This window comes from Rhodopseudomonas palustris (assembly GCF_013415845.1).
Lineage (GTDB): Bacteria > Pseudomonadota > Alphaproteobacteria > Rhizobiales > Xanthobacteraceae > Rhodopseudomonas > Rhodopseudomonas palustris_F.
Map to the genome: position 1 here is coordinate 1678041 of NZ_CP058907.1, position 13095 is coordinate 1691135.

A 13095-nucleotide genomic window follows, 5' to 3' on the forward strand; every position below is an offset into this window, starting at 1 on the left:
TCGCGCTCGATCGGACGGTGGCGGTGGCCGAGCGTGCCGCCGCGTGTGTATCGCACCGCCGCCGGTCGTCATGAATGCGCCAGATCAATTCGGATAAGGTGTTCGAGAACAGGGTGTTCGCTGCAGAATGACGATCTTCCGCCTCAAGCAAATCGTGTCGCATGCCAGGATCGACGCCAAAGGCGCGGTTCACTGGAACTACGATCGCGCCGAGCTGATCGCCGATGGCGTCGTGCATGTGCTGGGCCTCGTCGCCGGGTTGATCGCCGCCACTGCGCTGGTCACGCTGACCGGCGTGTTCGCATCCACGCCGACGATCGTCTCGGTATCGGTGTATGTTGCAGGGCTGCTGGCGATGCTCGGCCTGTCGGCCGCGTACAATCTCTGGCCGGTGTCGCCGCGCAAATGGCTGCTGCGGCGGTTCGACCATTCGGCGATCTACATTCTGATCGCCGCAACGTACACACCGATCATCAGCCAGATCAAGGATCAGGTGTTCGGTCTGGCGCTGCTCGCCGGCGTCTGGGGCGTCGCGGTGGTGGGCATCGTGCTCAAGCTGTTCAAGCCCGGCAAATTCGACAAGCTGTCGGTCGGGCTTTACCTCGCGCTCGGCTGGAGCGGCATCATCGCCTACGATCAGGTGGTCGAGACGCTGCCGACCACGGCGATGTGGTTCCTGGCGATCGGCGGCCTGCTGTACACGCTCGGCGTGATCTTCCACGCTTGGCGGCGGCTGCGGTTCCAGAACGCGATCTGGCACGCCTTCGTGCTGGTCGCGGCCGGCTGCCACTACGTCGCGGTGATGGACCTGGTGCTGGCGTAGCGGGCGCCGGATCTTTCCGATATGAACGCCCCCGCCAACAACAAGCGGGGGAAACAACCATGCAGATCGCGGGCAAAGTCGTCGTCGTCACCGGCGGCGGCAACGGAATCGGGCAGGCGCTGTGCGAAGCCTTTCACAAGGCCGGCGCCGCCAAGGTCGTGGTCGCTGACCTCGATCAGGCCCGCGCCGAAGCGGTCGCCGCGTCGATCGGCGGCGCGGCTTTCAAGTGCGACGTGGCCAGCGAGGCCGACATCAAGCACGTGATCGAGGAGACCGAGCGCCAGTTCGGGCCGATCGATCTGTTCTGCTCCAACGCCGGGATCGGCGGCGGCTTCGATCCGATGGCGGAGAACGCCGGCGGCGCCTCCGACGAGCCGTTCATGAAGAGCTGGATGATCCACGTGATGGCGCATGTCTACGCCGCGCGGCATCTGGTGCCGCGCTACCGGGCGCGTGGCGGCGGTTACTTCCTCAACACCATCTCGGCGGCGGGTCTGCTGTCGCAGGTCGGCAGCCCGGCCTATTCGGCCACCAAGCACGGCGCGGTCGGCTTCGCCGAAAGCCTCGCCATCGCTCACAAGGCGCACAACATCCGTGTTTCGATCCTGTGCCCGCAGGGCGTCGATACCAACATGCTGCGCTCGATCCCGAAGGGGCCTCAGTCGGCCGACGGCGATCTCACCGCCGAGCAGGTGGCGAAGGATGCGCTGCAGGGCATCGAACAGGAAACCTTCCTGATCCTGCCGCACCCGCAAGTGATCGATTACATGCGCAAGAAGACCGAGAACTACGATCGCTGGATCGGCGGTATGGCGAAGATCCAGGCCAAGCTCCGCGAGACGTTCGGCGGCAAGGCGTAGTCTTCGCTTCGATCCTAATTGCCTATTCTCCGGCCTCTGCCTGTCGGCGTCTGCTTCAGTATGTCGCAGCGGTGCCGAGGAACGGATCGCCCATTCGACGTTCCGTCTGTACAGGCGCACAACACCGCGGCGTCTGTTATGCGATCGCACCGTCGTCCGGGCGGTGCGATTCTTGTTATCGGCAGCCAACGGAGAACTTCATGTCAGATCATTCCCATCGCCGGCCAAGCTGGGTGGCGCGCAGCCTCGCGGCGATCGCCATCACCAGCATCTATTGCTTCAGCTTTGTCGGCGCCGCGGCGGTGGTCTCAGGCGTGACCAGCAGTGAAGCGCACGCCCAGCGCGGGCGTGGACGCGGTCGGGGCTATAGCGGTCGGGGCTATAGCGGCCGGGGTCGCGGTCGCGGCTGGGACCGTGGACGGGGACGCGGGTCTTACGGCGGCCGCTGCGTTGTCAACGCTGCCGGCGTCCGGATCTGCCTGTAAAGGTCAGGCTGCCCGCACGATCTCGCGGACGTGGTCGAGCGTTTGCTCGATCATGTCCGCGCTGACGTCGAGATGCGTACAGGCGCGGATCCGTCCCTCCATCATCGCCAACACCACGCCGCGCCGGCGGAGCTGTGCGACCATGTCGGCGCCGGAGACGCCGGTGCGGTCCGGTTTGAAGAACACCAGATTGGTCTGCGGCGTCTGCACCTCGATGCCGTCGATCTGCGCCAGCCCGGAGGCAAGACGGCGCGCGTTGGCATGATCGTCGGCAAGGCGATCGACGTGATGATCGAGCGCGTACAGACACGCCGCGGCAATCACGCCGGACTGCCGCATCGCGCCTCCGAGCCGCTGCTTCCAGCGCCACACCTCGTCGATGAAGGCACGCGGGCCGGCCAGCACGGCGCCGACCGGTGCACCGAGGCCCTTGCTGAAATCGATCCACGCCGAGTCCCAACCCGCGGTCATCGCCTTGGCACTGATACCCGTGGCGACCACCGCGTTCATCAGCCGTGCGCCGTCGATATGCGTCCACAGCCCGGCGTCCTTGCCGGCCGCGGCGACCGCGTCGAGCGTGGCCTGCGGCCAGATTGTGCCGCCGCCGATATTGGCGGTCTGTTCGGCGCTGACCATCACTTGTGGCGGTTCGTAGCGCGTCTTCGGATGCAGCGCGGCGCGGAACGTCTCAAGTGAGAACTGGCCGTCGTCGCCGTCCAGGCCGGTGATCTGGAAGCCGCCGAGCGCGGCGTGCGCACCGCCTTCGCGTGACAGGATGTGCGCGGTGCGATGGGCGATGATCTCGTCCCCGGGCCGGCAGGTCGCGAGCGTAGTCGTGACGTTGCACATCGTCCCTGAAGGGAGGAACACTGCGGCCTGTTTGCCGAGCAGCGCCGCGACGCGCTCCTGCAACAGGTTGGTGGTCGGATCGTCGCCGGTCTGCTCGTCGCCGACTTCTGCGCGTGCCATCGCCTCGCGCATCGCCGGCGTCGGCCGGGTCTGGGTGTCGGAGAGCAGATTGATCCGCACCGGCGGCGCGTTCGGATCGGGTAGGGAAGGGATGTAGGCCATACCCGAGGCTAACATGCCGGGTGCGAAGCGGAAGAGTTTTGCCCGGACACGATCAGGTCAGCGGGATGTGATTGGTACCATGCCGAGAACGTCATTCCGGGGCGCGCGAAGCGCGAACCCGGAATCTCGCGGTGAACGGGTGCGGTCTTCGCCACGTACCCGCTGAACTCTCCTTCGCAACATCCTCGAGATTCCGGGTTCGCTCACTTCGTGAGCGCCCCGGAATGACGAAAATTAGTCACCGCCAAACAAAAAGGCCCCGGCGAACCGGGGCCTTAATGCATCGGACTGAGCAGCAATCAGTGCGAAGAAATTAGCGCGAATAGAATTCGACGATCAGATGCGGCTCCATCTGCACCGCGAACGGCACGTCGGAGAGAGCCGGGATGCGGGCGAACTTCGCGATCATCTTGTTGTGGTCGACCTCGATGTAGTCCGGCACGTCGCGCTCGGCGAGCTGGCTGGCTTCGAGCACGAAGGCGAGCTGCTTGGAGGCTTCCTTGACCTCGATCACGTCACCGACCCGCACCTTGTAGCTCGGGATGTTGACGCGCTTGCCGTTGACCTTGATGTGGCCGTGATTGATGAACTGGCGGGCCGCGAACATCGTCGACACGAACTTGGCGCGGTACACCACGGCGTCGAGACGGCGCTCGAGCAGGCCGATCAGGTTCTCGCCCGAGTCGCCCTTCAGACGGGTCGCCTCGACGTAGATGGCGTGGAACTGACGCTCGGAAATGTTGGCGTAGTAGCCCTTCAGCTTCTGCTTGGCGCGCAGCTGGACGCCGAAGTCGGACAGCTTGCCCTTGCGGCGCTGGCCGTGCTGGCCGGGGCCGTATTCACGGCGGTTGACCGGGCTCTTCGGACGACCCCAGATGTTCTGGCCCATCCGGCGGTCGATTTTATACTTAGCTTCAGCGCGCTTTGTCATCGCGTCCTCTAGGGTTGGAGTTGTGAGGAAACGCGCCCTCCTGTGCATGGGGAAAAATCCCCTGCCGACAGGTCCGTCCTTAAAGCATAAGGGGAGGACCACGGGTCGCGAAACGCAACGCGGGCCGAAACCGGCCCGCGAGCGGGGGCTTTCTAGGGGGAAAGCCCTGGGATGTCAATTCGCGCCGGTTCAAGGCCCGGCTGCGGCCCGCAGCGCCCGGGCGGGGCGATCCAGACCCTCGATCTCGGCCGCAATGAGCGTGTTCAGCACCTGTTCCAGCCGGGTTGTCAGCCGCGCGATCGGGGCGGCGTCGATCACCCGGTGGTCGAACCGGACGATCACCTCCAGCCGGCCATCGTCGGTGAGTCGGCCGTAACTGAGGATGTAGGGGCCGGGGCTGACCGGACAAAGATCGCCGGGGCCGAACGCCGATACCGAGGAGACTCCGAAGCTGCCGAAGAAGTTGGCCCGCGGCCGGTCGAGCGACATCCCGACCCACCAGGCGATCCGCCGCAGCGGCCACGGCATCCGGCTGATCCGCAGCAGCTTGCGGAACATCGGCACGGTCTCGATCGGCGCGGTGCTGGCACCGCGAATGATCGCGTCGACCTCGGTGAGCGGCAGCGTGTCGGCGGCGGTCACCTTCTGCATCAGCACGCAGTCTTCGCCGTCGATGCGGCGTGCGACCGCGATCATCCCGACGCTCTTCGGCAGCTCGAAGAAATGCGGCCACGGGAAGTCGACATACAGCGTGCGCAACAGCGGCTCGTCGCGCGCCACCAGGCTGAACGCCTTGGCGAAGATCGCGGCGAAGCCTGGCGGCGATGCAGCGGCGGCCCGGGCCCGCGCCAGCGGGGCGAGATGCAACGTGCGCCGATAGCTGATCAGCGGCACGGCCTGCGAGGCGTGCATCAGATCCGCAATCAACCTGCGGGGGGCCGAGATCCGGCGTGTTCTGCCCCGCATTACTTGGCGGGTGTCGCCAGCGGCTTGGTCTTGTCGACCACCCACACCGCCATCACCTTGGCGCCCTTGTCGCCGTGCACTTTGGCATCGTGCACCACACCGGCCTGGATCACGTAGGAATCGCCGGCCTTGAGGTGCTTGTCGGGTTCGCCGTCGATGCTCATCACCGCTTCGCCCTCGAGCAGATAGCCGGTCTCGATGCCGGGATGGGTGTGCCGCCCGATATTGCCGCCCGGCGGCAGCTCGGCGAGACCGCTGACCGTGACATAGCCGTCGGGGAATTCGATCTTCTGCAGCGGCGTGCGTTTGATGCCGCTCTGCTGCGCGACGGCGGCGCCGGCAGCAGCTACCACGGCGCATGCGACCAGGATGTGACGCAAGGTTTTGATTGTCATTGGGGCTCCTCCGGGGCGCAAGGCTAGCAGCGTCCCGGCAGGCGGAAAAGCGCTCAGGCCGGAATCCGGCCGCCGAAATAAGGCGCCAGCGCCGCGCTCGCCCGGGGATGCCGGCCGGAGGTGAAGATCATTTCGGCGCCGGGCGTGGGGGCGTGGCCGGTGGCCGGGCCGAGCAGGGTGACGACGCGGCGGGCGATCGCGGGGGCCGGATCGATCCAGTCGACCGGCCACGGCGCCAGCCGGATCAGCCTGTCGAGCAGCAAGGGATAATGTGTGCAGGCCAGCACCACCGCATCGGTGCGGCCGCGTTTGGCGTCGGCTTCGACGAAACACGGCGCGATCTCGGCGCGGATCGCGGCGTCGGTCACTTCGCCGCCGCCGAGCGCGGTTTCGGCCAGCGTAGCGAGCCGGATCGATCCGACCAGCGACACCTCGCAGCCTTGGGCGAAGTCGCGGATCAGCGCGCGGGTGTATTCGAGCCGCACCGTCGCTGAGGTGCCGAGCACCGAGACACGCTTGGTGCGGGAGCCCGCGCAGGCCGGCTTGATCGCCGGCACTGTGCCGACGAACGGCACCCGGTAGCGGGCCCGCAGCGGCGCCAGCGTCATGGTCGAGGCGGTGTTGCAAGCGATCACGACGAGGTCCGGCGCGTGCGCCGCGATCAGTTCGCCCATCAGCGGCACGACACGGCCGATCACCGCCTCTTCGCTGCGCTGCCCATAGGGGAAGAATGCGTCGTCGCCGACATAGACATAGTGCGCGTCGGGGCGGGCCCGGACCACTTCACGCAGCACCGTCAGGCCGCCGAGGCCCGAATCGAACACCAGGATTGTGGGGAGCGAGGTCACGGCGGCGACCTTACCCGATCTTGGTTAGCTTTCGGTTGTCGATCGCGCGATGCAGCCCTGCGGAGACGGCAAAGCCGCCGGGTCAGTGGCTGTCGGCGACCTCGGTCGGCGGCACCTTGCGCTTCACGCGCTTGATGGTGCCCGAGAACGTGAACAGCGGCCGCTCGCCGCTCTTGAGGATGCCGCGCACGAAGATCAGCGACTTGCCGGCCCGGGTGACTTCGCCGGTCGCTTCGATCAGTTCGCCCTCGAATGCCGCATCGAGAAATTCCGCGCCGAACGCCACCGTCACGCCCGGTCCCTGCAATTCGCGGACGGCGATCGCGAACAGGCAGTAGTCGGCGAAGGTCATGAAGCAGCCGCCGTGCACCGCCTTCATGCCGTTGAGGTGCTTCTTCTCGACCCGGAAGGCGCAGCGGACGCGGCCGTCGTCGTCGAGGCGGTGCCAGAACGGTCCGTTGTGCGATTCGAAAGTGTCCCGCGTCCACGTCCGCCAGCCGGCGAACTCACCTTCGGTTGCGGTGAAAAGGTCCGGGCGACTGGGACGTGTCGGTTCGGCGGTGGTGGTCAAGGGGCGTTATCCTTTGGTCTATCGTTTGGTCCATAAAACTGATGCCGCGCTGCAATGCAAATCCACAAATCTAATTGACACTGCGCAATTGGCAGGCAGGTCGCCGCTGTATACCCTCCCGGGCCGCAAAACCGGCCGCGTGAGGGAGAATAGAATGAGCGACCAGATCAAGTATGTGCTGGACGAGGAGAACATCCCGAAGTCCTGGTACAATCTCAACGCCGACTTCCCGACGCCGATGCCGCCGGTCCTGCATCCGGGCACGCATCAGCCGGTCGGCCCGAGCGATCTGGAGCCGCTGTTTCCGATGGAGCTGATCCTCCAGGAAGTTGCGACCGAGCGCTACATCGAGATTCCCGAGCCGGTCCGTGACGTGTTCCGGATGTGGCGCCCGGCGCCGCTGATCCGTGCGCGCCGCCTCGAGCAGGCGCTCGGCACGCCGGCCAAGATCTACTTCAAGTACGAAGGCGTTTCGCCTGCCGGTTCGCACAAGCCGAACACTGCCGTGCCGCAGGCCTGGTACAACAAGCAGGCCGGCATCAAGAAGCTGTCGACCGAGACCGGTGCCGGGCAGTGGGGCTCGTCGCTGGCGTTCGCCGGCTCGCTGTTCGGGCTCGACGTCCTCGTCTTCCAGGTCCGCGTGTCGTACGACCAGAAGCCGTATCGCCGCGCGCTGATGGAGACCTACGGCGCCCGCTGCATCGCGTCGCCGTCGAACGAGACCGATTCCGGCCGCGCCATTCTGGAGAAAAATCCGAACAGCCCCGGCTCGCTCGGCATCGCGATCTCCGAAGCGGTGGAAGTCGCCGCCAAGAACCCGGACATCAAGTACGCGCTGGGTTCGGTGCTCAACCACGTGATGCTGCACCAGACCATCATCGGCGAAGAAGCGATCAAGCAGTTCGAACTGGCGGGCGATGATCCGGACGTCGTGATCGGCTGCGCCGGCGGCGGTTCGAACTTTGCCGGCCTGGCCTTCCCGTTCCTCGGCCTGCAGCTCCGCGGCGGCCGCAAGCGGCGCATCATCGCGGTCGAACCGGCGGCGTGCCCGACCCTGACCCGCGGCACCTACGCCTACGACTTCGGCGACACCGCGCATCTCACCCCGCTGGTGAAGATGCATACGCTCGGCTCGACCTTCATGCCGCCGGGCTTCCACGCCGGCGGTCTGCGCTACCACGGCATGAGCGGGATGGTGTCGCACGCCTACGAACTCGGCCTGATCGAAGCCCGCGCCTACAAGCAGGTCGGCTGCTTCGAAGCCGGCGTGCAGTTCGCCCGCACCGAAGGCATCGTGCCGGCGCCGGAATCGACCCACGCGGTGCGTTGCGCGATCGACGAGGCGCTGCGCTGCAAGGAGGAGGGCAAATCGGAAACGATCCTGTTCAACCTCTCCGGCCACGGCCACTTCGACATGCAGGCCTACATCAACTACTTCGAAGGCAAGCTGGTCGATCAGGACTACGACGAAGCCGACCTCGCCACCGCGTTGGCCGGCCTGCCGGCGGTGGCGGCGTAACCCTTCAGCCAACCGCAAGGCACTGACCCAACCTCTCCCCGCCCTGTGCGGGAGAGGTCGGATTGCGCAGCAATCCGGTGAGGGGCGGGCACAGCGTCAATCCGCGGCCGGCCTGTCAGGCCGGCACAGCGCCGCGCCGCCCGACGACCCCGCACAATTTCCCTGTTTCGATTCACTGCCCGGCCCCTCATCCCACCCTTCTCCCCATGCAGAGCGGCGAGAAGGGGCCGGCCGCGGCCGGGGCGGAAGCTGCAACTTATTGAAAAGGCGTGCCTTCAATCACGGCCGAGGGCGGTTCGCCATCCCCAGGCGCGCAGAAAAGCCTTTCCCCCTTGGGCCGTTCTTTCTACATAACAGCGGTCCGCGCCGGCCCCTCCGGCGTGCCGAGGAATGCTGCCCTATGTCCGCTCCCGAGCCGAAGATCACCCCGGAACTGATCGCCAGCCATGGCCTCAAACCGGATGAATATCAGCGCATTCTCGATCTGATTGGGCGCGAGCCGACTTTCACCGAGCTCGGCATCTTCTCGGCGATGTGGAACGAGCACTGCTCGTACAAGTCGTCGCGCATCCATCTCAAGGGGCTGCCCACCAAGGCGCCGTGGGTGCTGCAGGGGCCGGGCGAGAACGCCGGCGTGATCGACATCGGCGACAATCAGGCGGTGGTCTTCAAGATGGAGAGCCACAACCACCCGAGCTACATCGAGCCGTATCAGGGTGCGACCACCGGCGTCGGCGGCATCCTGCGCGACGTCTTCACCATGGGGGCGCGCCCGATCGCCTGCCTCAACGCGCTGAGCTTCGGCGACCCAAGCCATCCCAAGACCCGTCACCTGGTGTCCGGCGTGGTCGCCGGCGTTGGTGGCTATGGCAACTCGTTCGGCGTGCCGACCGTCGGCGGCCAGACTCGGTTCCACACCCGCTATGACGGCAACATCCTGGTCAACGCGATGGCGGTCGGCCTTGCGGACGCCGACAAGATCTTCCTCGCCGCGGCGAGCGGCGTCGGCATGCCGATCGTCTATCTCGGCTCCAAGACCGGCCGCGACGGCATGGGCGGCGCCACCATGGCGTCGGCCGAGTTCGACGAGGGCTCGGATGAGAAGCGCCCGACCGTGCAGGTCGGCGACCCGTTCGCCGAGAAGCTGCTGCTCGAGGCCTGCCTCGAGATCATGGCCAAGGACTGCGTGATCGCGATCCAGGACATGGGTGCGGCCGGCCTGACCTGCTCGGCGGTCGAGATGGGCGCCAAGGGCGACCTCGGCGTCGAGCTCGATCTCGACGCGGTGCCGACCCGCGAGACCGGCATGACCGCCTACGAGATGATGCTCTCCGAAAGCCAGGAGCGCATGCTCATGGTGCTGAAGCCGGAGAAGGAAAAGGAAGCCGAAGAGATCTTCAAGAAGTGGGGGCTCGACTTCGCGATCGTCGGCTACACCACGCCGACCAAGCGCTTCGTGGTCAAGCATGGCGGGCAGGTGAAGGCCGACCTGCCGATCAAGGAGCTCGGCGATGAGGCGCCGCTATACGATCGCCCCTGGGTCGAGAGCCCGAAGCTGCCGGTGATCCACGCCCGTGACATCAACGCGCCGATGGGCGCGGCCGAGGCGCTGGAGAAGCTGCTGGCGACGCCGGACCTATGCAGCAAGCGCTGGGTGTGGGAGCAGTACGACCACGTCATCGGCGGCAACACCGTGCAGCGTCCCGGCGGCGACGCCGCGGTGGTGCGTATCGAGGACGGCCCGAAGGGCTTGGCGCTCACCGTCGACGTCACGCCGCGCTACTGCGAGGCCGATCCGTTCGAGGGCGGCAAGCAGGCGGTGGCGGAAGCCTATCGCAACATCACCGCGGTCGGCGGCAAGCCGCTGGCGATCACCGACAACCTCAACTTCGGCAATCCCGAGCGGCCCGAGATCATGGGCCAGCTGGTCGGATGCCTGAAGGGCATCTCCGAAGCCTGCATCGCGCTCGACTCGCCGATCGTCTCCGGCAACGTCTCGCTCTACAACGAGACCTCGGGCCGCGGCATCCTACCGACTCCGTCGATCGGCGGCGTCGGCGTGCTCGATGACTTCACCAAGTCGGCGACCTTGGCCTTCAAGGCCGAAGGCGAGGCGATCCTGCTGATCGGTGAGACCAAGGGCTGGCTCGGCCAATCGGTGTACTTGCGCGAGATCTGCGGCCGTGAAGAAGGCGCACCGCCGCCGGTCGATCTTGCGGTCGAGAAGCGCCACGGCGACGTCGTCCGCGGCATGATCCACGCCGGCACCGCGACCGCCGTGCACGATGTGTCAGATGGCGGCCTGCTGGTTGCGATCGCCGAGATGGCGATCGCCGGCAACATCGGCGCCTCGCTCGACGCGCCTCCCGGCGAGACCGTGTCGCACGCCTGGTGGTTCGGTGAAGATCAGGCCCGCTACGTCGTCACGGTGAAGGAAGCCGATCTGCTCGCGGTGAAGACCAAGCTGAAGACGATCGGCGTGCCCTGCACCCAGATCGGCGTCACCGGCGGCCACGCGCTGAAGATCGAAGGCGAACGCACCGTCGACCTCAAGGCCCTGCGCCACGCCCACGAGCACTGGCTGCCGGACTACATGGGCGGGAAGAACTAACCGCGGTCGCCGTGTTATTCCGGGGGCGCTCGCGCAAGCGAGCGAGCCCGGAATCTCAGCCGCGTCCGATCACCCCTCCATCGTCATTCCGGGATGCCTGCGTAGCAGCGCAGGCCCGGAATCCATAACCCCTGTACTCGCGGATGAGCACGGTGGGTGATGCCGTGAGCCAGTAACGACCGCAGGGGTTATGGATTCCGGGCTCGCGAGCTGACGCTCGCGCCCCGGAATGACGGGGGAAGGGTCTATAGCACCCGATATGCGCCCGGAATCTTCCGCAGCAGATAGGTCGTGGCCCAGCTCAGCAGCAGGCCGAGGGTGAACACGATGGCGGCTTTGACGATCGCCGGCAGGTCGTAGTCGTACAGCCAGTACTGCAGCCACAGCATGTAGGCGTAGTGCACCAGGAAGATGCCGTAGGCGTCGTGCTGCAGCGGATCGAGCAGGCTCCAGCCGCCGCGGCGGAAGCGCAGGAAAACCGCCAGGATGGCGAAGATGATCGCGGCGCTGAAAGCGGTGAGGGCGACGCTGTAGCTCGCCTCGTACCACATCGGCAGATCGTCGGGATTGTCGAGGATGCCGCGCTTGATGCCGATCAGGCCCCACATGCCGAGATACGGCACCAGTGCCACCAGCAGCCAGATCCACCATTGCTGCGCCAGCTTGCCGCCAGCGCCGAGCACGCTCTGCTCGGGATGGCAGGCGCCGATGCCGGCGCCGATGAAGAAATACGCGGTGTACAGCAGCACCCGGCTGGCCTGCACCGCGAACGGGCCCCATTCGAACCAATAGGTCGAGGTGTAGTACAGCCGCGACGGCACATAGAGAATTGCGGTGACCAGGAACACCGTGCCGATGAACAGCGCGGGCGACTTGTAGCCGAGCTTGGCCAGATGATTGATCGGATCGAGCGAATGCCGCGAAATCCGGTACAGCGCGCCGCCGATCACGCTGAAGATGAACAGCACCCACAGAAACCACAACGGTCCGCTCGGCCACGGGCCGACCGTGATCATGTTCTCGTAGAATTTGGCGAAGCTCTCGGTCGGGTCGGCGCGCAGCGCCAGCGCGTAGTAGGCGATCGGGATCACGGTGAACGCCGCGATCACGAACGGGATGCCGAGCCGGATCAGTCGGTCGCGCGCCAACGAACCGAATTTCGGCCGGTGGTCGAGGCTCGGCCACAAGAACAGCCCCGACAGCATGAAGAACATCGCCATGAAGAAGCTGTCGGTGGCGAGCACTACGCAATCGAAGCCGATGAACGAGCTCGGGTCGGTGTGGCCGAAATAGGTGTAGGGGATCACCGAATGGTGGATCAGCACCAGGATGGTGAGGAAGGTGCGGGTTCGGTCAAGCGACAGGTCGCGCACATGCGAAGCTGCGTTCGCGGTCATGCCGCCGGTGGTGGGATAGGTTACAGTCACGACGATAGCCCCGTGCGATGCCGCCGGTGAATTACGATACTGCGCAATAGCTGAATCGCCTCTTCGGCGAATTGCTAGGGTTTGAATTCTTCGATTTGAACTTTTTGCGGATAGAATGCCAGATAACCGGCGATCTCCGCCATAGCCGGAAATGGATTCTCGTAGCTCCAGACCGCGTTGGCCTGCGGTTCGCCCCCGGCGACGATACTGAAATAGCTGGCATCGCCCTTGTACGGGCAATGAGTGACACGTGCGGTTTTTTCCAGCAGCCGCATGTCGGCGTCTTCCCGGGGAATGTACTGCACCGGCGGGTAGCTCGCCTCCTGCAGCGTCAGCGCCCGGCGGGTCTCGGCGATCACCTTGCCGTCCGCGCTGATCCGGACGCCGTTCGGATTGGCCGTGATCGAGATCGGGTGATCGGGGCCTGGGAGCTTCATGGGCGGATCTCTCGGGTGCGATTCGGACCAGCGTCACCATCACCTCGCCGCGATGTGCCGGCGTGGTGGCTTTGAAAGGGACGCACTGCCATATAGGATGGCGGTGCAAGATTGCCACCGCGCCCCCGCGCAGGCGGCCGCGACGATCTGG

Annotated in this window: 12 protein-coding genes; 4 read left to right on the forward strand and 8 right to left on the reverse strand. The window is 65.9% G+C overall.

The genetic code is table 11. The annotated features are described in order from the left end of the window. The first annotated feature begins 127 nt into the window (after positions 1–127). Positions 128–823 (forward strand): PAQR family membrane homeostasis protein TrhA, encoded by a 696-nt coding sequence (gene trhA, locus HZF03_RS07770; RefSeq protein ID WP_011157144.1) that lies wholly within the window; start codon positions 128–130, stop codon positions 821–823. A gap of 59 nt (positions 824–882) precedes the next feature. Then, positions 883–1683 carry an SDR family oxidoreductase gene (locus HZF03_RS07775; protein WP_119018082.1) on the forward strand — a complete coding sequence of 267 codons (801 nt, stop codon included), beginning with the start codon at positions 883–885 and terminating at the stop codon, positions 1681–1683. Between the two features lie 488 nt (positions 1684–2171). Here the strand turns inward: HZF03_RS07775 and HZF03_RS07780 are convergent, their stop codons facing one another. From HZF03_RS07780 to HZF03_RS07805, 6 genes are all read right to left on the reverse strand, one after another. Continuing rightward, positions 2172–3254 (reverse strand): threonine aldolase family protein, encoded by a 1083-nt coding sequence (locus HZF03_RS07780; RefSeq protein WP_119018081.1) that lies wholly within the window; start codon positions 3252–3254, stop codon positions 2172–2174. Positions 3255–3552: 298 nt separating this feature from the next. Further along, complete coding sequence (gene rpsD, locus HZF03_RS07785) at positions 3553–4170, reverse strand: 30S ribosomal protein S4 (protein ID WP_119018080.1); 618 nt, start codon at positions 4168–4170, stop codon at positions 3553–3555. Between the two features lie 189 nt (positions 4171–4359). After that, positions 4360–5136, reverse strand: coding sequence for an acyltransferase (locus tag HZF03_RS07790; RefSeq protein ID WP_119018079.1), 777 nt, complete (start codon positions 5134–5136; stop codon positions 4360–4362). Next, the gene (locus HZF03_RS07795) at positions 5136–5531 is read right to left on the reverse strand and encodes a cupin domain-containing protein (protein WP_011157150.1); all 396 of its coding nucleotides are present in this window, start codon (positions 5529–5531) and stop codon (positions 5136–5138) included. Before HZF03_RS07795 ends, HZF03_RS07790 begins: the two co-directional genes overlap by 1 nt. Before the next feature lie 53 nt (positions 5532–5584). Next, positions 5585–6379 carry a glutamate racemase gene (gene murI, locus HZF03_RS07800; RefSeq protein ID WP_011157151.1) on the reverse strand — a complete coding sequence of 265 codons (795 nt, stop codon included), beginning with the start codon at positions 6377–6379 and terminating at the stop codon, positions 5585–5587. An 82-nt stretch (positions 6380–6461) separates the two neighbouring features. Beyond that, positions 6462–6950: a PaaI family thioesterase gene (locus HZF03_RS07805; protein ID WP_011157152.1), complete on the reverse strand. Its 489-nt coding sequence runs from the start codon at positions 6948–6950 to the stop codon at positions 6462–6464. Positions 6951–7104: 154 nt separating this feature from the next. Here HZF03_RS07805 and HZF03_RS07810 point away from each other — a divergent pair, with 154 nt between their 5' ends. Together HZF03_RS07810 and purL are read left to right on the forward strand one after the other, a co-directional pair. Continuing rightward, the gene (locus HZF03_RS07810) at positions 7105–8469 is read left to right on the forward strand and encodes a TrpB-like pyridoxal phosphate-dependent enzyme (RefSeq protein WP_012495192.1); all 1365 of its coding nucleotides are present in this window, start codon (positions 7105–7107) and stop codon (positions 8467–8469) included. Between the two features lie 400 nt (positions 8470–8869). Continuing rightward, positions 8870–11080 carry a phosphoribosylformylglycinamidine synthase subunit PurL gene (gene purL / locus HZF03_RS07815; protein ID WP_012495194.1) on the forward strand — a complete coding sequence of 737 codons (2211 nt, stop codon included), beginning with the start codon at positions 8870–8872 and terminating at the stop codon, positions 11078–11080. A gap of 245 nt (positions 11081–11325) precedes the next feature. Here purL and HZF03_RS07820 read toward each other — a convergent pair whose 3' ends face one another. Both HZF03_RS07820 and HZF03_RS07825 read right to left on the reverse strand, forming a co-directional pair. Further along, a complete protein-coding gene (locus tag HZF03_RS07820) occupies positions 11326–12507 on the reverse strand; it encodes an acyltransferase family protein (protein WP_011157157.1) in 1182 nt (393 codons plus the stop codon). A gap of 74 nt (positions 12508–12581) precedes the next feature. Continuing rightward, positions 12582–12944 carry a DUF427 domain-containing protein gene (locus HZF03_RS07825; RefSeq protein ID WP_104512217.1) on the reverse strand — a complete coding sequence of 121 codons (363 nt, stop codon included), beginning with the start codon at positions 12942–12944 and terminating at the stop codon, positions 12582–12584. Between the last annotated feature and the right edge of the window lie 151 nt (positions 12945–13095).